The sequence below is a fragment of the Herbaspirillum sp. NPDC087042 genome (assembly GCF_044745245.1).
GTDB lineage: Bacteria > Pseudomonadota > Gammaproteobacteria > Burkholderiales > Burkholderiaceae_D > Herbaspirillum.
On sequence record NZ_JBIUZW010000004.1, the window covers coordinates 180,666 to 204,642 of the forward strand.

Annotated in this window: 16 protein-coding genes and 1 tRNA gene; 6 read left to right on the forward strand and 11 right to left on the reverse strand. The window is 64.3% G+C overall.

Features of this window, described 5'->3' with window-relative positions:
* Nucleotides 1-199: 199 nt before the first annotated feature.
* From ACIPHN_RS08020 to ACIPHN_RS08045, 6 genes are all read right to left on the reverse strand, one after another.
* Nucleotides 200-276: transfer RNA gene (locus ACIPHN_RS08020), tRNA-Met, on the reverse strand.
* Between the two features lie 67 nt (nt 277-343).
* On the reverse strand, nt 344-1,303 hold the full coding sequence (miaA, locus tag ACIPHN_RS08025; protein ID WP_400435001.1) for a tRNA (adenosine(37)-N6)-dimethylallyltransferase MiaA: 960 nt from the start codon (nt 1,301-1,303) through the stop codon (nt 344-346).
* A gap of 4 nt (nt 1,304-1,307) precedes the next feature.
* Nucleotides 1,308-3,266 carry a DNA mismatch repair endonuclease MutL gene (gene mutL / locus ACIPHN_RS08030; RefSeq protein ID WP_400435003.1) on the reverse strand — a complete coding sequence of 653 codons (1,959 nt, stop codon included), beginning with the start codon at nt 3,264-3,266 and terminating at the stop codon, nt 1,308-1,310.
* 99 nt (nt 3,267-3,365) lie between these two features.
* A complete protein-coding gene (locus ACIPHN_RS08035) occupies nt 3,366-5,348 on the reverse strand; it encodes a Cache 3/Cache 2 fusion domain-containing protein (RefSeq protein WP_400435005.1) in 1,983 nt (660 codons plus the stop codon).
* 352 nt (nt 5,349-5,700) lie between these two features.
* Nucleotides 5,701-8,697: an EAL domain-containing protein gene (locus tag ACIPHN_RS08040; protein ID WP_400435007.1), complete on the reverse strand. Its 2,997-nt coding sequence runs from the start codon at nt 8,695-8,697 to the stop codon at nt 5,701-5,703.
* A 143-nt stretch (nt 8,698-8,840) separates the two neighbouring features.
* A complete protein-coding gene (locus tag ACIPHN_RS08045; protein WP_400435009.1) occupies nt 8,841-10,448 on the reverse strand; it encodes a methyl-accepting chemotaxis protein in 1,608 nt (535 codons plus the stop codon).
* Nucleotides 10,449-10,725: 277 nt separating this feature from the next.
* Between ACIPHN_RS08045 and ACIPHN_RS08050 the strand changes: the two genes are divergently transcribed.
* Nucleotides 10,726-11,388: a VTT domain-containing protein gene (locus ACIPHN_RS08050; protein ID WP_400435011.1), complete on the forward strand. Its 663-nt coding sequence runs from the start codon at nt 10,726-10,728 to the stop codon at nt 11,386-11,388.
* Nucleotides 11,389-11,466: 78 nt separating this feature from the next.
* Here ACIPHN_RS08050 and ACIPHN_RS08055 read toward each other — a convergent pair whose 3' ends face one another.
* A complete protein-coding gene (locus ACIPHN_RS08055; protein ID WP_400435013.1) occupies nt 11,467-12,840 on the reverse strand; it encodes an N-acetylmuramoyl-L-alanine amidase in 1,374 nt (457 codons plus the stop codon).
* Nucleotides 12,804-13,289, reverse strand: a complete 486-nt coding sequence (gene tsaE / locus ACIPHN_RS08060; protein WP_400435213.1) for a tRNA (adenosine(37)-N6)-threonylcarbamoyltransferase complex ATPase subunit type 1 TsaE — start codon at nt 13,287-13,289, stop codon at nt 12,804-12,806. Before tsaE ends, ACIPHN_RS08055 begins: the two co-directional genes overlap by 37 nt.
* 40 nt (nt 13,290-13,329) lie before the next feature.
* On the opposite strand from tsaE, the gene queG reads away from it, so the two are divergent.
* Nucleotides 13,330-14,463: a tRNA epoxyqueuosine(34) reductase QueG gene (queG, locus tag ACIPHN_RS08065; protein WP_400435015.1), complete on the forward strand. Its 1,134-nt coding sequence runs from the start codon at nt 13,330-13,332 to the stop codon at nt 14,461-14,463.
* A 30-nt stretch (nt 14,464-14,493) separates the two neighbouring features.
* Complete coding sequence (locus tag ACIPHN_RS08070) at nt 14,494-16,929, forward strand: penicillin acylase family protein (protein ID WP_400435017.1); 2,436 nt, start codon at nt 14,494-14,496, stop codon at nt 16,927-16,929.
* Nucleotides 16,930-16,957: 28 nt separating this feature from the next.
* On the opposite strand, the gene ACIPHN_RS08075 is transcribed toward ACIPHN_RS08070, so the two are convergent.
* From ACIPHN_RS08075 to ACIPHN_RS08085, 3 genes are all read right to left on the reverse strand, one after another.
* A complete protein-coding gene (locus ACIPHN_RS08075) occupies nt 16,958-17,848 on the reverse strand; it encodes an AEC family transporter (RefSeq protein WP_400435019.1) in 891 nt (296 codons plus the stop codon).
* A 6-nt stretch (nt 17,849-17,854) separates the two neighbouring features.
* Entirely contained in the window at nt 17,855-18,445 is a 591-nt protein-coding gene (locus ACIPHN_RS08080; RefSeq protein WP_400435021.1) for a response regulator transcription factor, read from the reverse strand.
* 87 nt (nt 18,446-18,532) lie between these two features.
* Nucleotides 18,533-20,557: a nitrogen regulation protein NR(II) gene (locus ACIPHN_RS08085; protein WP_400435023.1), complete on the reverse strand. Its 2,025-nt coding sequence runs from the start codon at nt 20,555-20,557 to the stop codon at nt 18,533-18,535.
* 201 nt (nt 20,558-20,758) lie between these two features.
* On the opposite strand from ACIPHN_RS08085, the gene ACIPHN_RS08090 reads away from it, so the two are divergent.
* The 3 genes from ACIPHN_RS08090 to ACIPHN_RS08100 all read left to right on the forward strand — a co-directional run bounded on the left by ACIPHN_RS08090 (nt 20,759) and on the right by ACIPHN_RS08100 (nt 23,767).
* Entirely contained in the window at nt 20,759-21,772 is a 1,014-nt protein-coding gene (locus ACIPHN_RS08090) for a TRAP transporter substrate-binding protein (RefSeq protein ID WP_400435025.1), read from the forward strand.
* A gap of 157 nt (nt 21,773-21,929) precedes the next feature.
* Nucleotides 21,930-22,490: a TRAP transporter small permease gene (locus ACIPHN_RS08095; protein ID WP_400435027.1), complete on the forward strand. Its 561-nt coding sequence runs from the start codon at nt 21,930-21,932 to the stop codon at nt 22,488-22,490.
* Nucleotides 22,487-23,767 carry a TRAP transporter large permease gene (locus ACIPHN_RS08100; protein ID WP_400435029.1) on the forward strand — a complete coding sequence of 427 codons (1,281 nt, stop codon included), beginning with the start codon at nt 22,487-22,489 and terminating at the stop codon, nt 23,765-23,767. The genes ACIPHN_RS08095 and ACIPHN_RS08100 overlap by 4 nt, the downstream gene beginning before the upstream one ends.
* The last annotated feature ends 210 nt before the right edge of the window (nt 23,768-23,977 follow it).

Sequence of the window (23,977 nt, forward strand, 5' to 3'; positions counted from 1 at the left end):
TAGCACGTCGTGGAGCAGCGAGAAATTGGCATTAATGGTGCAGGCCTAACTTGGGTTGAGTAAGGTGTGGAGGGATATCTCCGCCGGGATGTGCCAAAAATGTAGCGCCAAAACAAAAAGCCCGTTGTCTCTTGCGAGAACAACGGGCTTTTCGGACGACGCCGCATACACATGAGATGTCCATGCAGCGACGGGTATCTGGTGGTGATAGGTGGACTTGAACCACCGACCCCAGCATTATGAGTGCTGTGCTCTAACCAACTGAGCTATATCACCAGAGGAAAGCTCGCTACTATAGTGTCCGAGGAAGGCTCTGTCAACACTTTTTTGATCTTCCCCGCTTTTATTTATCCACAGCCTCATCCCGCAAGGCCTGCTCCACCCGGGAGTACACCTCCGCCGTCGCGTCTGTCCGGTTGCAATCGATGCTGATGCGATCCGGCATGGAGCGCAGCCAGGTCAATTGCCGCTTGGCCAACTGGCGGGTGGCGGCGATGCCTTTCTCGCGCATGGTGGCGGCATCGATGCTGCCATCCAGGTATTCCCACATCTGCCGGTAGCCCACGCAACGCATCGAGGGCAGGCCCAGATGCAGGTCGCCCCGCGCACGCAGGGCCTGCACCTCGCGCTCCAGTGCGCCGTCCCGCAGCATCAGGTCGAAGCGCAGGGCGATGCGTTCGTGCAGCACCGCGCGATCGGAGGGCTCCAGCGCCAGCGGCAGCAGTGTGAACGGCAGCGGCTCGGCCGGTTTTTGCGACAGCAACGAGGACATCGGCTGCCCGGTCAGCAGCGTGATCTCCAGCGCCCGCTGGATGCGCTGGCTGTCATTGGGCTTGAGGCGGGCGGCGGTGACCGGGTCCAGTGTCGCCAGCTTCGCATGCATGGCGGGCATGCCTACTTGCGCGGCTTCTTCGTCGAGTTGCGCACGCAGCGCCGGATCGGCTTGCGGCAGTTCGTCCAGGCCGTCGCGCAATACCTTGAAGTACAGCATGGTGCCGCCCACCAGCAGCGGCAGCTTGCCGCGCGCGGCGATTTCCATGGACAGGCGCAGCGCATCCTGGCGGAACTGCATGGCCGAGTAGGCCTCGGTGGGGTCGATGATGTCGATCAGGTGGTGCGGGACCTCGGCCAGCTCAGCGGGCGTGGGTTTGGCGGTGCCGATGTCCATCTCGCGATAGACCAGGGCGGAATCGACGGAAATGATTTCGCTGGGAATGCGGCGGGCGATTTCCAGCGCGGCGGCGGTCTTGCCGGAGGCCGTCGGGCCCATGATGGCCACGGCCAGGGGAGTGCGTGCGCTCATGGTCTTACTGGCCGCGCAGGAACAGCTTGTCCAGGTCGGAGAGGGCCATCTGGGTCCAGGTGGGACGGCCGTGGTTGCACTGGTCGGAACGTTCGGTGGCTTCCATCTGGCGCAACAGTGCGTTCATCTCGGGCAGGGTCAGGCTGCGATTGGCGCGCACGGCGGTGTGGCAGGCCAGCGTGCCCAGCAGTTCATTGCGACGCTCCAGCAGTACCCGCGAGCCGCCGTATTCGCGCACATCGCGCAGCACGTCGCGCGCCAGGGTCTGGGCGTCGGCATTCTTGAGCAGCGCCGGCACGGCGCGTACGGCTAGCGTGGTGGGCGACATCACGGCGATATCGAAACCCAGTGCCGAGAGCGTGTCCTGGTGTTCCTCGACCGTACCCACTTCGACCGGATCGGCGTAGAAGGTGACCGGGATCAGCAGCGGTTGCACGAACATCTCGTTGCCATCCAGCGCCGTCTTCAATTGCTCGTAGAGGATGCGCTCGTGGGCGGCATGCATGTCCACCACGACCAGGCCGGCGCTGTTCTGGGCCAGCACGTAGATGCCGTGCAGTTGCGCCAGCGCGAAGCCCAGCGGGAAATCGCCAGCCGGCAATTCCGCCATGGCCTGGGACGGTGCTGCGCCGAAGGAGGGCATACCGGCAGAGGCGGGGGGCATGCCGCTGCCCGCCTCGCTGCGCGCATTGCCACGCTCGTCGCGGAACATGGCGCCATAGGCCTGGGGATTCTGGCGCACGCCAAAACCGCTGTTGCCGCCGAAGGAGAACGGGCGCGGCTGCTCGGCGAATTGCGCCGAGAAGGTTTGCTGTTGCTGTTCGCGCATCCACGGTAGCGGCGCGTTGGCGCCACCCGCAGCCGGCTGGGCCGATGGTGCGGCCGCAGCCATTTCACCGCCGGGTTGCTGCGGCAGATTGCCGAAGGAGGCCGCCGAGGTCTGCGCCAGTGCACGCGAGACGGCATGGAAGACGAACTGGTGCACGGCGCGGCCGTCGCGGAAGCGCACCTCGATCTTGGAGGGGTGCACGTTCACATCCACCAGCGCCGGGTCCAGGTCCAGCGAGAGCGCGTAGGAGGGATAGCGGTCGCCATGCAGCACGTCCTGGTAGGCGGCGCGCACGGCGTGGGTGAGCAGCTTGTCACGCACGAAGCGACCGTTGACGTAGAAGTACTGGCCGTCGGCGCGGGCCTTGGAGGCGGTGGGCAAGCCGACGAAGCCATGCAGGCGCAAGGGGCCGGCGTTCTCGTCCAGCGGCAGGCGGGCATTGGCGAATTCGTCGCCGAGGATGTGGGCGCTGCGGCGGGCGAATTCGCCCACGTTCCAGTGATCCACGGTCTTGCCGTTGTGCGACAACGAGAAGCTCACGTCCGGACGCGCCAGTGCAATGCGGCGCACGATCTCGGCGCAGTGGCCGTATTCGGTCTGCTCAGACTTGAGGAACTTGCGTCGCGCCGGGGTGTTGAAGTACAGGTCCTGCACGTCGATGGTAGTGCCTTGCGCGCCCGAGGCCGGAGCCACGGTACCAAACTGGGAGCCGGTGATTTCCCAGGCATGGGCGGCATCGGCGGTGCGGCTGGTGACGGTCAGTTGCGCCACCGAGGCGATGGAGGCCAGCGCTTCGCCGCGAAAGCCCAGCGTGGAGACATTCTCCAGGTCGGTCAGAGAGGCGATCTTGGAGGTGGCATGGCGCGCCAGTGCCAGCGGCAATTGCTCGGGAGGAATGCCGCGACCGTTGTCGGTGATGGCGATGCGCTTGACGCCGCCCTGTTCGAGACGCACGGTGATCTGGGTGGAGCCGGCGTCGAGCGCGTTCTCCAGCAATTCCTTGACCACTGCCGAAGGACGTTCGATGACCTCGCCAGCGGCGATCTGCGAGATCAGCTGATCGGGCAGGGCCTGGATGGGGCGATGGGCGGCTTGGGACGCGGTAGCGGACGGGGAGGAGTGCGGTGCATTCATGCTGCGATTATAACGTCACCGCGCCGCCGCCAGGCCCGGACCTGGCGCGACAAAGCCGCCCGCAGGCGGCTTTGTCAGGGGGCACTGCGCGACGATGGCTCAGATGCGGAAGCGGCTCACCGCGGCGGCCAGGTGCTCGGCCTGTTGCTGCAGCGATTGCGCAGCGGCGGCAGCCTGTTCCACCAGGGCGGCGTTTTGCTGGGTGCTCTCATCCATCTGGGCGATGGCACGGTTGATCTGGTCGATGCCTTCGCTCTGCTCGCGGCTGGCGGTGGTGATCTCGCTGATGACGGTGGAGACGCGGCGCACGCTGTCGACCACGTCGCTCATGGTGCTGCCGGCCTTGTTGACCAGATGGCCACCGGCTGCCACGGTCTGTACCGAGGCATCGATCAAGCTCTTGATCTCGCGCGCGGCACTGGCGCTGCGCTGGGCCAGGGTGCGCACTTCGGTGGCGACCACGGCGAAGCCGCGTCCCTGTTCACCGGCACGCGCTGCCTCCACGGCGGCGTTCAGGGCCAGGATATTGGTCTGGAAGGCGATGCCATCGATGACGCTGATGATGTCCACGATGCGTTGCGAGGAGCTGTTGATGGCTTCCATGGTCTGCACCACCTGGCCGACCACTTCACCGCCGTGGCTGGCCACGTCCGAGGCCGAATCCGACAGCGTATCGGCCTGCACCGCGTTGGCGGCGTTCTGCTTGACGGTCGAGGTCAGCTCTTCCATGGCCGAGGCGGTTTCTTCCAGGGCGCCGGCCTGCTGCTCGGTGCGCGACGAGAGATTGAGGTTGCCGGCGGCGATCTCGCTGGCGGCGGTGTTGATTTCATCGGTACCGGCGCGCACGCTGGAGACCACTTCCGAGAGGCCCATGCTGATGCCGTTGAAGGCGCCCATGAGACGACCGATCTCGTCGCTGCTGTGGACATGCAGGCGCGTGGTCAGGTCGCCGCCGGCGATGCGGTCGGCCGCCTGGCAGACCGCGTCCAGCGGACGGGTGACCATGCGATTGACCATCACCGTCAGGATCGCCGCCAGCACCACCAGGAACAGCAGGCCCAGGCCGATGTAGAGCTTGCGCATGGCACGCACTTCCTGGGTGATCTCGTCGACCGAGGCTTCGCCGGCGATGACCCAGTTCCAGGCCGGATAGTGGGTGAAGGCGATGATCTTGCGGCGGCCATCGGTGGCGGTGTATTGCAGCGTGCCTTGCTTTTGCTGCAGCACGGTTTTGATGTAGGTGTCGCCGGACGCATCCTTGAGCTCGAGCAGGCTGGCGCCTTCTTCCTTGCCTTCGCGCGCGGCGCCGGCGATCAGCACGCCCAGTTCCTTGCCTTCACGGGCATTGAGGGCGTAGAAGTTGCCGGTCTCGCCGATGCGCAGGGCCTTGATCTGGTCCTTGAGCGCCTTGACGTCGGGCGAGATGTCGATGCCGACGTAGAGTGCGGCGATGATCTGGCCGGCGCCGTTCTTCACCGGCACGTATTTGGTGATGTATTGCTTGCCGAACAGCGTGGCCAGGCCGCTGTAGGACTTGTCGGACTTCAGTGCCGCATAGCCGGGATGGGCGCGGTCGAGCAGGGTGCCGATGGCGCGTTCGCCGTTTTCCTTCTTCAGCGAGGTGGAGATGCGCACGAAGTCGTCGCCGGTCTTGGCGAAGATGGTCGCGGTCACGCCGGTCTCGGCGGTGAAGCGGTCGGGGATGCTGAAGTCCAGGTTCAGGTCGTGGCCGTCGTTTTGCAGCACCGGCGTGGCGCGATCGCCGATCTGCACCGTGCGGCCTTCATCGAGGCTGAATTTGCCCGAGAACTCATTGCCGAACATGGTGGAGAAGCGGTCGACCTGGCTGTTGACCGAATGATCGAACATCCCGACCATGTTGGCCACGCTGCGCGCGTCGTTGCTCATCTGCTCGACCGAGCGCTGCTCGATCATCTGCGAGGCCGAGGTGGTGATCAGCCACAGGGCGATCACGAAGACGATGCCGACCAGGGCCACCATCATGGCGGTCAGCTTGGCACCGACCGATCGGTGCAACAGGGATGGGGATGCGCGGCGCGCACCAGACATAACGATAGCCATGGCTGTTCTTGTTCTTGAGTAAAAGCGTCACTTGGAAAGGCAGATACCGAACGAAACGGTTGTGGCCACCTGTGGTGGCCATGCCGGCAACCCGCGCTACGGGATGCCGCAACAACATTGCCCGCTTGTTGCCGTCATTGCTGAATCGGCATGGTTGCGGGGCGTACAAGACCCTGGCATCCAGATTCGTTGACCTGGTACCTGGGAATGAAAATCAGTACCTGCTAGGGAAGAGGTCAGTATATCGTCAGGATTTGCGCTGGATCAAAATACTTCGAATGTTTGCGCCCACATCTACCTAAGCTGTTGTTTTTCCATGCGGAAAGTGCCTTTTTTGCATGACACATGAGTATCAAGTCCCGGAGGCTGGTTCCCGCCCCCACACGCAGGCCTGGCCGACGCGGTAGTCGCGCACCCAGTGTTCCAGGTCGTCGGCCGACATCGGCCGGGAAAAGTAATAGCCCTGTGCGACATCGCAACCTTGTTCGATCAGCAATTCGTATTGCTCGGCATCTTCCACGCCTTCCGCCACCACGATCAGCTTGAGGCTTTCGCCGATACGGATGACCGCATTGGTCAGGGCGCGCACGGCCTCATCCCGGGCCATGTCGCGCACGAAGCTCTGGTCCAGTTTCAGCTCCGACACCGGCAGCTTGCGCAGATAGCCCAGGCTGGAATAGCCGGTGCCGAAATCGTCCATGGCCAGCGGGATGCCCAGCGCATGCACGGCGGCGATGGTCTGGTTGGTGCTGGGATTGGTATCCATGAGCACGGTTTCGGTGATTTCCAGGGTCAGGTCGGTGGGGGCCAGGCTATAGCGGCGCAGCAGGCCCGTCACGAACTGCGGCAATTCCAGGTCGTGGAAGTTGGTGGCCGACAGGTTCACCGAGATCGACGGCACCCGGATGCCACGCCGGCGCCAGTCGGAGAGCTGGAAGCAGGCTTCCTCCAGCGCCCATTTGCCCAGTTCGCCGACCAGGCCGCACTCCTCGGCGATCGGGATGAAGCGTCCCGGCGAGATGTTGCCCAGTTGCGGATGGAACCAGCGGGCTAGCGCTTCCACGCCATGCAGGCTGTGGTCATGCAGGTTGACCTGGGGCTGGTAGTGCAGCTCGAAGTCGCCACCGCGCAAGGCATCGCGCAGGGCGCTTTCCAGGGCCAGGCGCTCCTGCGCCATGCTGTTCATTTCTTCACTGAAGAAGCTAAAGCGCCCGCGATTGATCGACTTGGCCTGGTACATGGCGATGTCGGCCCGGTGCAGCAGGGTTTCGATGTCATTGCCGTTGTCGGGGAAGATCGCCACGCCGATGCTGGCCGACGGGTTCAGCAGCGTGCCGTTGATATGGCAGGGCATGGCCAGGCGTTCCTGGATGCGCTTGACCACCTCGGTGAGGTGCTGGGTATCGTACTGGGTCAGCACCACCACGAATTCGTCACCGGAGAGGCGGCCGACGATATCGGAGCGTCGCGCCTGCGATTGCAGCCGCGTGGCTACCGTGCGCAGCAATTCGTCGCCGGCTTGGTGGCCCAGCGAATCGTTGACCTGCTTGAAGCGATCCAGGTCGATGAACATCACGGCCACTGTGCTGTGATTGCGTTGCGCGCTGGCGATGGCCTGGCCGGCCTGTACCAGCAACAGGCTGCGGTTGGGCAGGCCGGTGAGCGAGTCGTAGAAGGCCAACTGGTGGATGCGCGCGCGCGAGGCTTCGCGTTCGATGGCCAGCGCGCACAGGTGCAGGCCGGCATCGACCAGCAGGTGGTGGAAGGCACTGGGCTGGCGCGGCTGGCGATAATAGAAGGCGAAGGTGCCGATCACCTTGCCGTCGGACGATTTGATCGGCGTGGACCAGCAGGCGTGCAGGCCGTGGCTCAGGGCCAGCACCTTGTAGTCGGTCCAGTGCGGGTCGTGTTCGATATCCTCGACGATGACGGTCTGGCCGGTGAAGGCCGCGGTGCCGCAGGAGCCCACCAGCGGCCCCATCTGCACGCCATCGATGGCGCGGGAGTAGGCCTCCGGCAGGCTGGGCCCGGCCAGGGTGTGCAGGCGGCCCTGCTCATCCACCCGCAGGATAGAGGCGATCACCTCGGGCGCCACCCGTTCCACCTCTTCGCACAGCAGGTTCATCTGCTCGGCCAGCGAGCTGTCGCGCGCCATGGCGTTGAGCACCCGGTACTGCAGCACCTCATGCACCTTGGTATTGGTGATGTCGGTCATGACGCAGACCGTATTGATGAGCCGGCCGGTGGCGTCCAGGATGGGGTTGACCACGGCCGACATCCACAGCGGTTGCTCGTGCAGGTCGTGGATCAGGTCCTCGGTGTGGAAGCTGCGCCCCTCCAGCATTTCCCCGTGGCAGCGCTCGATGGACTTGATCACCGCCGGGTGGCCGGCAAACAGTTCCGAGGGAAGCTTGCCCAGCACCTGCTGGCTCTCGAAGCCGAGCATGCGGGTGAAGCCGGTGTTGTGGAAGACGATGCGATTCTGGTCGTCGGTGATGATGACCGCGTTGTCGGTCTCGTTGATCCCCAGCGAGAGCAGGTGCAGGTACTCGCGGTCGCTCTGTTCGCGGGTGACCCGGTAGGTGACATCGTTGCCGATGCAGATCACCCGCTCGGTCTGGCCTTGGGCATCGAGCAGGGGCGAGTAGGTGGCTTCCCACCAGATCGTGCGGCCATTGCGGGTGCGGCGCGGGAAGCGGCCGGAGAAGAAGCGCCCACGGGAGACGTCATGCCAGAAGGCGGCATATTGTTCGCTGGCCGCATAGTCGGATGTGCACAGGATGCTGTGCGGCTGGCCGATGAGGTCATCGGCCAGGTATTCCATGGTCTTGAGATAGTTGTGGTTGGCCGCCAGGATGCGACCTTCGCTGGAGAGTTCGACCACGCCCAGCGAACGGTTCAGGGCGCTCAGGACGCTATTGCTGTGACGCGAATCGTCGATGTGCGAGCTGATATCGGCGGCCACCGAGATCACCTTGGCGAGCTGGCCCTGTGCATCGAGGATGGGACTGCAGAGCGATTCCAGCCAGACGGTGGTGCCGTCGACATGACGTCGCTGCAGCGTGCCGGCGATGATCTCGCCCTGGCGCAGGCGTTGCCAGAACTGCTGGTAGTCGGCCGTGCCGGCATAGGTCGGATCGCACAGCATGCGGTGGTGTTGTCCCACCACGTCGTCGCGGCGATAGCCCAGCATGGCGAGGAAGTTGTCATTGGCATCCAGGATGGTGCCATCGGCGCTGAATTCGAGAATGGCCATGGAGCGCCACAATGCCGCCAGCAGCGCATCCCGTTCTTCGCCGGGCAGGCGCTGGTGCTCGTGTTCGCCGATGAGCGGCTCCTGGCTCCCCATATAAACCCCCTCTGTCAACCGGTAACGGCGCCTCCCCGGCGCCCTGCCATCACGCAGTCTGGAGATTCAGATTCCTTCTTGTCCAGATGAAGGAAATCCGACTTGATCATATGCCAAAACGCCAGGTCTGTGCGTGGCGTCCCTCATGGCACGGGACTAGAACTGCTCCCAGTCGCCTTCCGGTTCCTGTCCTGCATGCCGTCGACGCGGAATACACCGACCACGCTGCTGAGCGTGCGGGCCTGTTCCTGCAGGGCTTGCGCGGCGGCGGCGGCCTGTTCCACCAGGGCGGCATTCTGCTGGGTGTTCTGGTCCATCTGGGTCACGGCGTGGTTGACCTGGGCGATGCCGTCGCTCTGCTCGCTGCTGGCGGCGGTGATCTCGGCCATCACATCGGTGACGCGCTGCACGCTGGCCACCACTTCGGACATGGTGGCGCCGGCCTGCTGCACCAGGCGGCTGCCGTTGCCGACCTTGTCCACCGAGTCGGCGATGAGGGACTTGATCTCCTTGGCCGCGCTGGCCGAACGCTGGGCCAGCGAACGCACCTCCGACGCCACCACCGCGAAACCGCGCCCCTGTTCGCCGGCGCGGGCCGCTTCCACGGCGGCGTTCAGGGCCAGGATATTGGTCTGGAAGGCAATGCCGTCGATGACACCGATGATGTCGACGATTTTCTGTGAGGATTGATTGATCGATTCCATGGTCTGGACCACATCGCCCACCACGGTACCGCCGCGTTGCGCCACGTCGCTGGCCGAACTGGCCAGCTGGTTGGCCTGGCGGGCGTTGTCGGCATTCTGCTTGACGGTGGAGGTCAGCTCTTCCATGGCCGAGGCGGTTTCCTCCAGCGCACTGGCCTGCTCCTCGGTGCGCGAGGACAGGTCCAGGTTGCCGGTGGCGATCTCGCCGGAGGCGGTGTTGATGGTCTCGGTCGCCTGGTGGACCTGGGTCACGATGTCCTTGAGCTTGTCGTTCATGGTCCGCAAGGCCGCCAGCAGCTGGCCGGTCTCATCGCGGCTGTCGACCTCGATACGGCTGGTCAGGTCGCCATTGGCCACCGTATGGGCCACCTGCACGGCGCGCCGCAGCGGGCGGGTGATCCCCACGCTCAGATAGCTGGCCAGTGCGACGGCCAGCAATACCGCTGCCACGATGGCGCCCAGCGTCAGGTTGCGTGCCTGCTGGTATTGCGCATGTACGCTGGCGGCCGCGTCGCGCATGACCTGGTCCTGGAAGCTGACCAGCTCGCCGACCTTGTCCAGGTAGCGTTGCCGCAGGGTCTGTTCGGCCGGGGAATACATGGCCGCGATGGCTTCGTCGCGCCGGCCTTGGCGGATCAGCCCCAGCACCATTTCACTGCTGGCGATGTACTGGGTACGGTTCTTCTGGATCTGCTCGAACAGCTCGCGCCCGCGCGGCCGGTTGATGGAATGGTCCAGCGCCTGGATGGCCGTGCCGATCTTCTTGATGGCGCCATCGATGATCTCGTCCTGTTGCTTGATGCGCTGGGCATCGGTAATGAGCAGCAGGTTGCGGATGGAGCGCAGGATCAGGTTTTCCTGCAGGATGATGTCGTTGGCCAGCACCGTCTTGGGATAGGCATCCTCGGTCACGCTCGTCATCTGGTCATCCAGCTCGGCCATGCGCGAGACCCCCAGCAGGCCGATCCCGACCAGCAACAGGACCATGATGGCGAAGCCGATGGACAGGCGGATGCCGATGCGTGCGTTCTTTAGTGTGATGCTCAAATGTCCCCCGGGGCGGTTGCTGGAAAGAAAATATTCCTCTGGTATCGGCTTAGACTCATTTTTTCTTTATAGTTGTCATACTGCTTGGTCTGCATTGATACGGGAGGCTTTCCTGGTCAAGGCATGTCCGATTGCCCGGCGGGGGAGGGAAGCGGATGGTGTATGATGCCCCGGCGGGTTGGAGAGATCGCTATCCCGACATGTTTCCGTGGTGAAACATGCGGCCGGATGGCGATGGGGCGCCCCCGGCATCAATGATTCACAGACGATTGGGCTTATGGATTATCTGCAGTTGCTGGACGTGCTGGTGCACGTGGACAAATACCTGGGTGTCCTCATCGAGCAGTACGGCACCCTTATCTATGCGGTGCTGTTCCTGATCGTCTTCTGCGAGACCGGCCTGGTGGTGTTGCCCTTCCTGCCGGGCGATTCGCTGCTGTTCATCGCCGGCACCTTCTGCGCCACCGGCGCCATGGATATCTGGGTCCTGATGGCCCTGCTGATCGTGGCCGCGGTGGCTGGCAATACCCTCAATTACTGGATCGGCGGCTGGGTCGGACACCGGATCTACACCCACAACTACCGCTGGCTGAACCCCGAAGCCCTGCAAAAGACCCATGCCTTCTATGAAAAGCATGGCGGCAAGACCATCGTCATCGCCCGCTTCACCCCCATCGTGCGCAGCTTCGCCCCCTTCATCGCCGGCGCCTCGGCCATGAGTTTCGGCCGCTTCCAGCTCTTCAATGTGCTGGGCGCCTTCCTGTGGGTGGTGGGCCTGGTGGTGCTGGGTTGTCTATTTGGCAATATCCCGGTGGTGCAGCAAAACCTGAATTGCCTGGTGATCGTCGGCCTGATCGGTGCTGTCATTCCCATCTTTGCCGGGGCGCTGTGGCAGGTCTGGCGCAAGCTGCGCGGCAAGCGCAAGGTCAGCAACGCCTGAGGGCGATCCGTTTTCCCATGAAAAAACCGGCGCTGGTGACAGCGCCGGTTTTTTTTCGCCCGTTCCCGAGAAGAGGCCTCAGGTCAGCCGGTTCTTGGCCAGCGGCGGATTCTTGGCGAAGTAGTTGCGGATACCGGTGAGGATGGCATCGGCCATCTGTTCCTGGTAGCGCTCGTCGGTGAGCTTGGCTTCTTCTTCGGGATTGGAGATGAAGGCCGTCTCGATCAGGATGCTGGGGATGTCGGGGGCCTTGAGCACGGCGAAGCCGGCCTGTTCCACCGCACCCTTGTGTAGCTTGTTGATGCCGCCGATTTCCTTCAGAACCGCATTGCCCACGCGCAGGCTGTCATTGATCTGGGCGGTGGTGGACAGGTCCAGCAGGACGCTGGCCAGCTGGCGGTCATGGGTCTTGATGTTGACGCCGCCGATCAGGTCGGCCGAGTTTTCCTTGTTGGCCAGCCAGCGGGCGGCCGTCGAGCTGGCCCCCTTTTCGGACAGCGCGAACACCGAGGAGCCGCGTGCGGTGGGCTGCACGAAGGCATCGGCATGGATCGACACGAACAGGTCGGCCTGCACCTTGCGCGCCTTGACCACGCGCTGGCCCAGCGGCACGAAGAAGTCGGCGTCACGGGTGAGCATGACGCGCATGTTGGGGTATTGCTCGATCTTGCGCTTCAAGCGCTTGGCGATGGACAGCACCACGTCCTTCTCGCGGTTGCCGCGCGCACCGGTGGCGCCGGGGTCCTCGCCGCCGTGGCCGGGGTCCAGCGCGATGGTGATCATGCGGTTCATCTGCATGCGCGGCTCGTCGGCGGCCACCTTGGGATTGCGCTCGGTCTTGTCCTCCGGCTGCGGCTTGGCCTCGGCCAGCGGGGCCGGATCCGGCTGCTTGGCCGGGGCCTGTGCAGGCGCCTGAGCCAGCGGCGGGTTGGGGCTGGCCGGTGCTTCCTTGAGCCAGTCGCCCTTCTGGATGAGGGCGGCGATCGGGTCCTGCGGATTGGACGGGTACAGGTCGATGACGAAGCGGTACTTGTATTCGCCCACCGGCGCCAGGGTGAAGACCTGCGGCTTGATTTCTTCCTTCAGGTCGAACACCAGGCGCACCACGTTGGGCTGGTTCTGCCCCACGCGCACCTGCTTGACATAGGGGTCGTTGGGCTGGATCTTGGCTACCAGGTCCTTCAGGGTGTTATTGAGGGCGATGCCCTCGATATCCACCACCAGGCGGTCCGGGTTCTTGACCACGAAATGGGTGACCTTGAGGTCGCTGTCATTTTCCAGCGTGACGCGGGTGTAGTCGTCAGACGGCCAGACGCGCACGGCCAGGATCTGCGAGGCCATGGCGGGCAACGGAGTGACGACGGAGACGAACAGCACGCCACCGGCTTTGAGGATGGTGCGGCGGCTTTTGGACTTCACAGATTGGGAGCGAATTTCAGTCGAGCGAGGCATTGATGACCCTTGTCGGACAACGCACGCAATTCTACATCACGACCGTGCTCTGCAAGTGTCAGGCTGACGTGAATGTCCGGTGGCGGCAACACCGGTTCGCCCTTTTCGGGCCATTCGACGATACAGACGGAATTTTCGTTGAAATGTTCACGGAAACCGGCATCGAGGAACTCCTCCGGGCTGGCCATCCGGTACAGGTCGAAGTGGATGACTGTTACCATGCGCTCTGCGAGCTTCACCTCGTAGGGTTCGGCCAGGGTGTAGGTCGGGCTCTTGACCCGCCCCTGATGGCCGGCCGCATGCAGCAGCGCGCGCGTGAGCGCGGTCTTGCCGGCGCCCAGGTCGCCGTGCAGATAGAGCGCCAGGCCCGGGGTGAGCACGTGCGCCAGGTCGGCGCCCAGGCGGGCGGTCGCGGCTTCATCGGGCAGGTGGAGGTGGAGTCGCTGCATACTGATCTTGGTAATCTTCGTTTTTTCGTCACACTGGTTCATGACCGCTCTAGACCCTTCTGCCGGCCTTGCCGCCGCCACTGATCTCGCCGACCTCGCTGCCGCCATCAAGACCTGGGGCCGCGAGCTGGGGTTTGCCGAGGTGCGCATCGCCGATGTCGACCTGTCGCACCGCGAGGCGGGCTTCCAGGCCTGGCTGGACAAGGGCTATCACGGTGAAATGGATTATATGGCAAGCCACGGCCTGAAACGCGCCCGTCCGGCCGAACTGGTGCCGGGCACGGTGCGCGTGGTCAGCGTGCGCATGCCCTACCTGCCGCCCCCGTCGGACCCGGAGCAGGCCGACTGGCGCGCGCGCGAAGAGGCCCGCAGCGCCGATCCCGGTGCCGCCCAGGTGTCGATCTATGCGCGCGGCCGCGACTACCACAAGGTCCTGCGTGCCCGCCTGCAGCAGCTGGCCACCCGCATCGAGGGGCGCATCGGCGCCTTCGGCTACCGCGTCTTCACCGATTCAGCCCCGGTCATGGAGGTGGCCCTGGCCGAGAAGGCCGGACTGGGCTGGCGCGGCAAGCACACCCTGCTGCTGCACCGGGAGGCCGGCTCGATGTTCTTCCTGGGCGAGATGCTGACCGACCTGCCGCTGCCGGTGGACGACCCCGTCACGCCTCATTGCGGCCAGTGCAGCGCCTGCATCACGGCCTGCCCGACCGGCGCTATCGTCGCCCCCTATGAGCTCGATGCCCGGCGCTGCATCTCCTATCTCACCATCGAATTGAAGGGCAGCATCCCGGAAGAGCTGCGGCCGTTGATCGGCAACCGCATCTACGGCTGCGACGACTGCCAGCTCTACTGCCCCTGGAACAAGTTCGCCCAGCGCGCCAGCCTGCCCGACTTCAACCCGCGCCACGGGCTGGAGAGCGCCAGCCTGGTGGAACTGTTCGGCTGGAGCGAGGAGCAGTTCCTCAAGAACACCGAGGGCAGTGCGATCCGTCGCATCGGCCACGAGCGCTGGCTGCGCAACCTGGCCGTGGGCCTGGGCAATGCCGCGGCCACGCCCTCGCATCGCGGCGATGCGGCCATCGTGGCAGCCTTGCAGGCGCGTCTGGGACATGAGGCGCCGCTGGTGCTCGAGCATGTCCGCTGGGCGCTGGAGCAGCACGGGTACATGGAGTAAAGTGAGCCTCCCACAAGAGGAGGAGAACCCATGACACGAATGAAACCCCTGGCCGCGCTGCTGGGCGCTAGCCTGGCGCTGATGGCGGCCGCTCAGGCTGCCCATGCTGCCAGCCCACAGGAAACCCTCACCGTCCCCGGTCTGAACAAGCGCGCCGAGATCCTGGTGGATCGCTGGGGCGTGCCCCACATCTACGCCGCCAGCGAGCGCGATGCCTTCTTCATGCAGGGCTTCAATGCCGCCCGCGACCGCCTGTTCCAGATCGACCTGTGGCGTCGGCGCGGGCTGGGCCAGCTCTCCGAGGTCTTCGGCCCGGCCTATCTGGCCCAGGATCGCGCCACCCGGCTGTTCCTCTATCGCGGCGACATGAAGCGCGAATGGGCTTCCTACGGCCCGGGTTCTGAAGATGTGGCGCAGGCCTTCGTGGAAGGCATCAATGCCTATATCGATTACGTTTCGCTGCATCAGGACAAGCTGCCCTACGAATTCCGCCAGCTCGGCTACCTGCCGGCGCGCTGGCAGGCCGAGGACGTGGTGCGCATCCGCAGCCACGGCCTCACGCGCAACCTGCAAAGCGAGGTCGCGCGCGCCCGCGTGGCGTGTGCGGCCGATCTCAAGTCCGACGAGGTACGCTCCGGCCTGACCCCGCCCTGGACCGCCCAGATGCCCGAGGGCCTCGATCCCTGCCTGCCCAAGGACTTGCTGCAGGTCTTTACGCTGGCCACGCAGGGCGTGCGCATCACCCGCGAGAGCCTGTCGGCCGCCGCCACCGCGCGCGACAGCCAGCTGGTGCGGCTGGAGCCGGATCCGCTGGCCAATCCCGAAGAAACCATGGAAGGCAGCAACAACTGGGTGGTGGCGCCGGCCAAGTCGGCCACCGGTCGCGCCATCATGGCCAACGATCCGCACCGCGCCTATTCGGCCCCTTCGCTGCGTTACATCGCCCATATCAGCGCACCCGGGCTGGATGTGATCGGGGCCGGCGAACCGGCGCTGCCGGGCATTTCCATCGGCCACAACGGCACCATCGCCTTCGGCCTGACCATCTTCAACATCGACCAGGAAGACCTCTACGTCTACCAGTTGAACCCGGATCATCCCGACCAGTACCTCTACCAGGGCAAATGGGAGTCCATGCGCGTGCTGCACGAACCGGTGCGCATCAAGAATGGCGCGCCGGCCGTGGCCGACCTGATGTTCACCCGCCATGGCCCGGTGATCTACGTGGACCGGGCCAAGCACCGCGCCTATGCCGTGCGCTCGGGCTGGCTGGAGCCGGGCATGTCGCCTTACTTCGGCAGCATCGCCTACATGCGCGCCCGCGACTTCAAGCACTTCAAGGCCTCGATGCTGAACTGGGGCGCGCCTACCGAGAACCAGGTCTATGCCGACGTGAAGGGCAATATCGGCTGGGTGCCGGGTGGCCTGGCCCCCAAGCGGCCCAACTGGGATGGCCTGATGCCGGTGCCCGGGGATGGTCGCTATGAATGGGCCGGCTTCTGGCGCGGCGACCAACTGCCCTCGACCTACAACCCGAAGAAGGGCTGGTTCGCCTCGGCCAACCAGATGAACCTGCCGCCGGATTACCCCTACCGCGAGCGCAAGCTGGGCTTCGAATGGACCAATAATTCGCGCTTCACCCGTATCAGCGAAGTGCTGGCCAGCCTGCCCAAGGTGTCGCTGCAGGATTCGATGCGCCTGCAGAATGACGACCTGGCCATTCCCGCGCGGCGCCTGGCGGCCTTGCTGAAACCCCTGTCCTCGGAGGATGCCAATACCCGCGCCGCCCTGGCCATCCTGGGCCATTGGGATTACGTGGAGCGTGCCGATGCCGCGCAGCCGGCGCTCTATGAAGTCTGGCTGTCGCGCCACCTGGGCCGGGCCTTCAAGAATGCCGTGCTGTCCAAGGCCGCCGCCGACGCCATGGGCGCGCCCGATACCGCCGTGCTGCTCGATACGCTGGAGCAGCCCAACCCGGCCTTCGGCGCCGATCCTGCCCAGGCCCGCGCCAGGCGCGACCAGGTGCTGCTGGAGAGCCTGGGCGAAGCCTATGCGGAAATGGTCAAGCTGCAGGGTGCCGATGCCAGCCAATGGCAATGGGGCAAGCTGCACCACAACCTGATGGCGCACCCGCTGGCCGACGTGGTCGACGAGGCCACGCGCAAGAAGTTGAATGTGGGCCCCCTGCCCAAGCATGGCGGCGCCTATTCGCCCAACCAGTCCACCTATCGGGTCAATGACTTCCGCCAGACCAATGGGCCGTCCTTCCGGGTGGTGGTCGATGTGGGCCGCTGGGATAATTCCTGGGCGGTCAACTCACCGGGCCAGTCGGGGGACCCCGACAGCCCGCATTACCGCGACCTGGCTGACAAGTGGTTGAACGGCGAGTACTTCCCGCTGCTGTATTCGCGTGCGGCCATCGAGAAGGTCACCGAGCGGCGCATCGTGCTGCAACCCGCGAAGTAAGGCAGGGCCTGCCCCGGCTGGCGCCGGCTCACTGCACCAGCGCCAGCCAGAAGGGAATGGTCACGGCCGACACCAGCGTGCCGAAGGAAATCAGGAAGGCCGTGAACGGCCCGTTGCCACCCATGCGCGCCGCCAGGATGTAACAGCTGGAGGCCGTGGGCAGGCAGCAGAACAGCACCACGATCTTCAACTGCAGCGGCGGCAGTTGCAGATGACGTCCGATCAGATAGGCCGCTGCCGGCACCGCCACCAGCTTGATGGCGGTGAGCCAGGCCACCACCGCGCGACTCTCCCTGAGACCCGACAGGCGCAGGCCGGCGCCCACCATCAGCAAGCCCAGCGCAATCGAGGCCCCGCCCAGACGTGAGAGCACCACCCCGGCCACTTCCGGCAAGTGCAGGCCCAGTGCCGAAAACGTCAGGCCGCTTGCGGTCGCCAGCACGAGCGGATTTTTGGCCAGCTCGCGCAGCAGGCTGCCATTCTTCGCCGCCAGCGCGTGCACGGCGGCGATATTGCACAGCGGGACGCCGAAGCCCAGCAGGATCGCCATCAGCCCCGCACCTTCCTCCCCGGCCATGCGGGTGGCCAGTGCCAGCGCGATATAGGAATTGAAACGATAGGCGGTCTGCATGCCGGACTCGTAGGTCATGGGCGTAGCGCGCAGGAAGGCCTTGCCCAGCCAGGTCAGTGCGATCCCGCACAACAGCGCCAGCATGCCGGTCTGCACCAGGCCGCCGGTGACGGCGAGATTGACCTGCAGCCGTGCCGTGGAATGGAACAGCAGGGCCGGGAAGAGCAGGAAGTAGACCAGTTTTTCCAGACCGGCCCAGAATTCATCGCCCCAGTGGGTGATGCGATAGACCAGCACGCCCAGCGCGATGAGGCTGAAATCGGGTAGCAGGAGCTGGAGGATTTCCACGCCGGCTTACTTGAGCAGGCGCGCCAGTTCGACGGCGGTCTTGACGTTCATCTTGTCGAAGATATGGGCGCGGTGGACCTCGACGGTACGCATGCTGATGCCCAGTTCATCGGCGATGACCTTGTTCATCTTGCCGGCCAGGATCAGGTCCAGCACCTCGCGCTCGCGCACCGACAGGGCCGCCAGCCGGCCTTGCACGGCATCCTCGGCGCCGCCGGCGCGGGAGCTGGCCAGGGCTTCCAGCACGCGATCCATCAACTGGTTGTCGTTGAAGGGTTTTTCGAAGAAATCGAAGGCGCCATTCTTGAGCATGTCCACCGCCATGGGGACATCGCCATGGCCGGTGAGGAAGATCACCGGGCGGCGATGCAGCAGGCCCTTGGTCTTGAGCTCGTTGAACAGCGCCACGCCGCTGCTGCCGGGCATGCGCACATCGAGCAGCAGGCATTCGCCCTCGGCATCGATGCCGGTGGCGCCGGTGAGCGCCGCCAGCAGGGCCTGGCCACCATCGTAGGCACTGGCCGCGATATTGCGCGAGCGTGCCAGCCAGGCCAGGGAATCGCGGATGATCTCTTCGTCGTCAACTATGTGCAGCATCGGTGTGCGGGTCAGCAGGTCAGCAGGTCAGCGGGTCAGCGGGTCTCGGGGACGGGCCGCAGGCAGGCCTCGGCGGTCTCTGTTGTTTTAGGAGGTCCCGCTTTGCGCGGGTAGTGAAAACCGGAAGATTGTACCGCCAGCCGGGTGATTGGTGTAGGTGAGCGTGCCGCCGTGGAATTCGATGGTGGTGCGGCAGATGTTCAGGCCCATGCCCATGCCCTCGGCCTTGGTCGAGAAGAAGGGCGAGAACAGGCGCGCGGCCACGTCCTCGCTGATGCCGTGGCCCTGGTCGATGACCGAGACGGTGACCGATTCGGCACCATCGTCGTTGCGGGTGAGTTCGGCGGTCACGCGCAGGATGCGGCGCGCCGAGGGCACGGCCGTCATGGCCTGGATGCCGTTGCGGGTCAGGTTCAGGATCACCTGCTCCAGCAGCACCTGGTCACCCAGCACCGGCGGCAGGGAGGTCGGCACCTGCAGTTGCAGCACCACGAAGAATTGCTGGGCCTGCAGTTCGATCAGCGGGGCGATGTTGTCGATCAGCTGGCGCATCAGCAGGCGCTGGCGCGCCGGCTCGCGCTTCTTGACGAACTGGTGCACGGAGCGGATGACGTGGCCGGCGCGCTGCGCCTGGGCGTGGATCTTTTCCAGCGCCGGCTGCAGGGCCTGCGGATCGGCATGGCCCTGCTGCATCAGGTTCAGGGCCCCGGTGGTGTAGCTGGAAATGGCCGCCAGCGGCTGGTTCAGCTCATGCGCCAGGGTGGAGGCGATCTCGCCCATGCTGGCCAGGCGGGCGCCGGCCTGCAGCTTTTCTTCCTGGGTCCGGTTGAGGTCTTCGGCACGCTTGCGTTCGGAGACGTCCAGGATGGAGCCCATCCAGCCGGTCTGGTTGCCATGCTGGTCCACCAGCGGCGACTCGAAGATCAGCACCGGGAAGCGTTCGCCGTCGTGGCGCTGGAAGATGGTCTCGAACTGCGGTGTCACCCGTCCGGCCAGGACATTGGAGAAGCGCTCCTGGTACTCATCCATGGCTTCGGGCGCCCAGTAGGGCATGGGCGGGACCTTGCCCACCAGTTCTTCGGCGGGGATGCCGACCATCTTGCAGAAGGCCGGATTGACGTAGGTGATGCGCCCCTCCAGGTCACGCGCGCGCATGCCGGTGACCAGCGAATTTTCCATCGCCGCACGGAAGCTGGCTTCGCTCAGCAGGGCTTCCTCGGCCTTGGTGCGGCGGTTGATGTCGCGCCACAGCGCCCACAGGCTCCACAGCAGGCCCAGCGAGAGCACGATCACCGAACCCACCAGCAGGTTGGGCAAGAGCTTGGGCGCACTCTTGGTGCTATTGGTATAGAGCACCAGCGTCAGGCCCGGCAGCTCCAGTTCGCGCCGGTGGGTGTAGACGTTCAGGCCGGGGCCGCCCGAGGCGCGGCGCGCCACCACGTTGTCGTCGGTGTCGGAGAGCGAAATCTCATTGTCCTGGGCAAACCACCAGGGCACCATCTCGTTGAGGATGCGGGCCACCGCATAGCTGGCCACCAGGCTGCCGATATAGTGATTGTCGCGGAACAGCGGTACGTGATAGTCCATCAGCATCGGCTCGGCGATGCCCGGCGGCACCGCCGGTGGACTGTAGAGCGGCCGGTGCATCTGGTGGGCACGCTCGCTGGTCATCACGGAGGATTGCGAGAGATCGGCGCGGGTGATGGGGTAGTCATCGGTGGAGGCCAGCGGCTTGCCCTCGGCATTGAACCAGGTCACCCGGTAGAACTCGCGGTTGTTGCGCAGCAGGGCATTGAGGCGGCTGCGGAAATGGTCCTGGTGCAGGCGTCCGGTGCTGATCTCGCGACCGATGATGCGCATGCTCTCGTCATCGCGGCTCAACTGGAAGCGGATCGCCTGTTCCACCCACAGCGAATCGGCGATCAGTTGTTCCAGCCGTTCGCTGGCTTCCATCTGTTGCGCCTGGCGTGGCAGCCAGATCAGCGTGGCCAGGAACAGGCAGAGCAGCAGGAAGGGGATCAGCCAGCGCATGCGGGTCTTGCGGCCGGAAGCCTGCAGCAGCGAGGCGGCCGTGACTTTGGGGGCGGTGGGCTGGGGTGGGGTGGCTTTCATGACGCCGCCAGTGTAGCTGCGGCCGTGGGCTTGCGCCAGCGTCGCGCCGGGGCCGAGGGGAGAGCGACAGGATTGTGGTTATCCACAGTTGCCCCAATTTGGTGAAGCTATGCAGAATGCCGGGGCAACGTGCGACCCGCGCCAAGGTTCATAACAAAAATCAATAAATCATTTATATATTTATACCCTCGGGGAGACACCATGAAACTGAAGTCCTTGCTGCTGGCCTGTTGCGCATTTCCGGTTGTGGCCATCGTCAGCACCAGCGCCCTGGCGCAGCAACCCATCGTCATCAAGTTCAGCCACGTGGTGGCCAACGACACGCCCAAGGGCAAGGCCGCCGAGCGTTTCAAGGAACTGGCCGAGAAGGCCACCCACGGTCGCGTGAAGATCGAGGTCTATCCCAACAGCACCCTGTACAAGGACAAGGAAGAACTTGAAGCCCTGCAGCTGGGCGCGGTGCAGATGCTGGCGCCGTCGCTGGCCAAGTTCGGCCCGCTGGGCGTGAAGGAGTTCGAGGTCTTCGACCTGCCGTATATCTTCCCGACCAAGGAAGTGCTGTACCGCGTCACCGAAGGCCCGATCGGTCGTGACCTGTTCAAGAAGCTGGAGCCCAAGGGCATCACCGGCCTGGCCTACTGGGACAATGGCTTCAAGGTGATGTCGGCCAACAAGCCGCTGCATCATCCGGCCGATTTCCGTGGCCTGAAGATGCGCATCCAGTCCTCCAAGGTGCTCGATGCCCAGATGCGTGCGCTGGGTGCCAACCCGCAGGTACTGGCCTTCTCCGAGGTCTACCAGGCGCTGCAGACCGGTGTGGTCGATGGTACCGAGAACCCGCCTTCCAACCTCTATACCCAGAAGATGCACGAAGTGCAGAAGCACGTCACCATCTCCAACCACGGCTATCTGGGCTATGCGGTGATCGTCAACAAGAAGTTCTGGGATGGCCTGCCGGCTGACATCCGCACGGCACTCGAAGGCGCCATGAAGGACGCCACCAAGTACGCCAACGCCATCGCCCAGCAAGAGAACGACGCCGCCCTGGCCGCCGTCGAGAAGACCGGCAAGACCACCGTCTATCGCCTCACCGATGCCGAGAAGGCCGAATGGCGTCGCGCCCTGCTGCCGGTCCAGCAACAGATGGCCAGCCGCATCGGCAAGGACCTCATCGACGCCGTCAACAAGGAATCGGCAGCGCTGGGCCAGAAGTAATCCGTTCCTGTAGCACCTCGTACCTGCAGCGTGCAATACCACGCGCCCGCGCATCCGGCGGGCGCGGGCACTATCCCAATCACAATCGACAATCCGAAAAACCGGAGCCTGGCGGCCGCACGTAGCCCGTGCCGGCCACCGGGCGCAAGGAGACACTATGAAGTTACTCGACCATCTGGAAGAGTGGCTGATCGCGTTCCTCATGGCCGCCGCCACCTTCATCATCTTCGTGGCCGTGGTCCATCGTTACGCGTCTGGCCTCGACATCCCCTGGCTGCAGGATCAGCTCATCCAGATCAACATGAGCTGGGCCCAGGAATTGTGCATCTACATGTTCGTCTGGATGGCCAAGTTCGGTGCCGCCTATGGCGTGCGCACCGGCATCCACGTCGGCGTGGACGTGCTGATCAACCGCCTGAACACCCCCTGGCGCAACAAGTTCGTGATCTTCGGCCTGCTCGCCGGGGCGCTCTTCACGGGCATCGTCGGTAGCTTCGGCGCCGAGTTCGTCTATGACATCGCCCAGCACGAGAGCACCTCCGAGGTGATGGAAGTGCCGATGTGGATCGTCTACCTGGCCGTGCCGCTGGGGTCTTACCTGATGTGCTTCCGTTTCCTCCAGGTCGCGTGGAATTTCCACCGGACCGGCGAATTGCCCAAGCATGACCATTCCCATGTGGAAGGTCTGGACGAAGAAACCAGCGGAGGTAAAGCATGAACGCAGCCATCATTTTCGTCCTGCTGTTTGCCCTGATGCTGACCGGGATGCCGATCTCGATCTCGCTGGGCCTGACGGTGCTGACCTTCCTCTTCACCATGACCGACGTGCCGATCCAGTCGGTGGCGCTGAAGCTCTTCACCGGCATCGAGAAGTTCGAGATCATGGCGATCCCCTTCTTCATCCTGGCCGGCAACTTCCTGACCCACGGCGGGGTGGCGCGACGCATGATCAACTTCGCCACCTCCATGGTGGGACACTGGCATGGCGGCCTGGCACTGGCCGGTGTGATGGCCTGTGCGCTGTTTGCGGCGGTCTCGGGGTCTTCCCCGGCCACGGTGGTGGCCATCGGCTCCATCATCCTGCCGGCCATGGTCAAGCAGGGCTTCCCCAATCGTTTCGGCGCGGGGGTGATCACCACTTCCGGTGCCCTGGGCATCCTGATCCCGCCTTCCATCGTGATGGTGATGTATTCGGTCTCGACCAATACCTCGGTGGGCAAGCTGTTCATGGCCGGCGTGGTGCCGGGTTTGCTGCTGGCCTTCCTGCTGGGATTGACCACATGGTACCTGGCGCGCAAGAACAATTACCCGCGCCTGAAGAAGGCTACCTGGGGCGAGCGCCTGGTGGCCTTGCGCAAGAGCGGCTGGGGCCTGTTCCTGATCATCATCGTCATGGGCGGCATCTATACCGGCGTGTTCACGCCCACCGAGGCGGCGGCGATGGCGGCGGTGTATGCCTTCTTCATCTCGGTGTTCGTCTACAAGGACCTGCGCCTCAAGCAGGTGCCCAAGGTGTTGCTGGACTCGGCCTCGATGTCGGCCATGCTGCTCTACATCATCACCAATGCGGTGCTGTTCTCCTTCCTGGTGACCAGTGAGAATATCCCGCAGGCGATGGCCGCCTGGATCACCGATTCCGGCCTGGGCCCGATCACCTTCCTGCTGGTGGTGAACGTGCTGTTGCTGTTGGCCGGTAACGTCATGGAGCCTTCCTCGATCGTGCTGATCATGGCGCCCATCCTCTTCCCGGTGGCCATGAAGCTGGGCATCGATCCGGTGCACTTCGGCATCCTCATCGTGGTCAACATGGAAGTGGGCATGTGCCATCCGCCGGTGGGCTTGAACCTGTACGTGGCCTCGGGCATTACCAAGATGGGCATCACCGAACTGACCATTGCAGTCATGCCGTGGCTGTTGACCATGCTGGGCTTCCTGGCGCTGGTGACCTACTGGCCGGGGCTGTCCCTGTGGCTGCCCAACCTGGTGTTCAACTGAGCGGAAATGGCCTGGGGAGCCGGCTGTGGCGGTGCGCACCACGCTGGTGCCGGCTCCTCTAGTTGTCAGTCAAGTTGCTAAAAAGTATGTTGGTTTTGCCCCGAAAAAGTGCTTTGAAAGCGGCGCGAGTGCTGTTAAAGTGCGGGCTTTGCTGAAACGGCACTCTTCATTTGCCGGCCCAGCAATCGAATACGGCAGTCTTTGAACAGG

Excerpts from the sequence above, each read along its gene's own strand:
- miaA (WP_400435001.1), bottom strand. The coding sequence starts at position 1,303 with ATGAGCGCACGCACTCCCCTGGCCGTGGCCATCATGGGCCCGACGGCC.
- mutL (WP_400435003.1), bottom strand. The coding sequence starts at position 3,266 with ATGAATGCACCGCACTCCTCCCCGTCCGCTACCGCGTCCCAAGCCGCC.
- ACIPHN_RS08035 (WP_400435005.1), bottom strand. The coding sequence starts at position 5,348 with ATGGCTATCGTTATGTCTGGTGCGCGCCGCGCATCCCCATCCCTGTTG.
- ACIPHN_RS08040 (WP_400435007.1), bottom strand. The coding sequence starts at position 8,697 with ATGGGGAGCCAGGAGCCGCTCATCGGCGAACACGAGCACCAGCGCCTG.
- ACIPHN_RS08050 (WP_400435011.1), top strand. The coding sequence starts at position 10,726 with ATGGATTATCTGCAGTTGCTGGACGTGCTGGTGCACGTGGACAAATAC.
- ACIPHN_RS08055 (WP_400435013.1), bottom strand. The coding sequence starts at position 12,840 with ATGCCTCGCTCGACTGAAATTCGCTCCCAATCTGTGAAGTCCAAAAGC.
- tsaE (WP_400435213.1), bottom strand. The coding sequence starts at position 13,289 with ATGCAGCGACTCCACCTCCACCTGCCCGATGAAGCCGCGACCGCCCGC.
- queG (WP_400435015.1), top strand. The coding sequence starts at position 13,330 with ATGACCGCTCTAGACCCTTCTGCCGGCCTTGCCGCCGCCACTGATCTC.
- ACIPHN_RS08070 (WP_400435017.1), top strand. The coding sequence starts at position 14,494 with ATGACACGAATGAAACCCCTGGCCGCGCTGCTGGGCGCTAGCCTGGCG.
- ACIPHN_RS08080 (WP_400435021.1), bottom strand. The coding sequence starts at position 18,445 with ATGCTGCACATAGTTGACGACGAAGAGATCATCCGCGATTCCCTGGCC.
- ACIPHN_RS08085 (WP_400435023.1), bottom strand. The coding sequence starts at position 20,557 with ATGAAAGCCACCCCACCCCAGCCCACCGCCCCCAAAGTCACGGCCGCC.
- ACIPHN_RS08090 (WP_400435025.1), top strand. The coding sequence starts at position 20,759 with ATGAAACTGAAGTCCTTGCTGCTGGCCTGTTGCGCATTTCCGGTTGTG.
- ACIPHN_RS08095 (WP_400435027.1), top strand. The coding sequence starts at position 21,930 with ATGAAGTTACTCGACCATCTGGAAGAGTGGCTGATCGCGTTCCTCATG.
- ACIPHN_RS08100 (WP_400435029.1), top strand. The coding sequence starts at position 22,487 with ATGAACGCAGCCATCATTTTCGTCCTGCTGTTTGCCCTGATGCTGACC.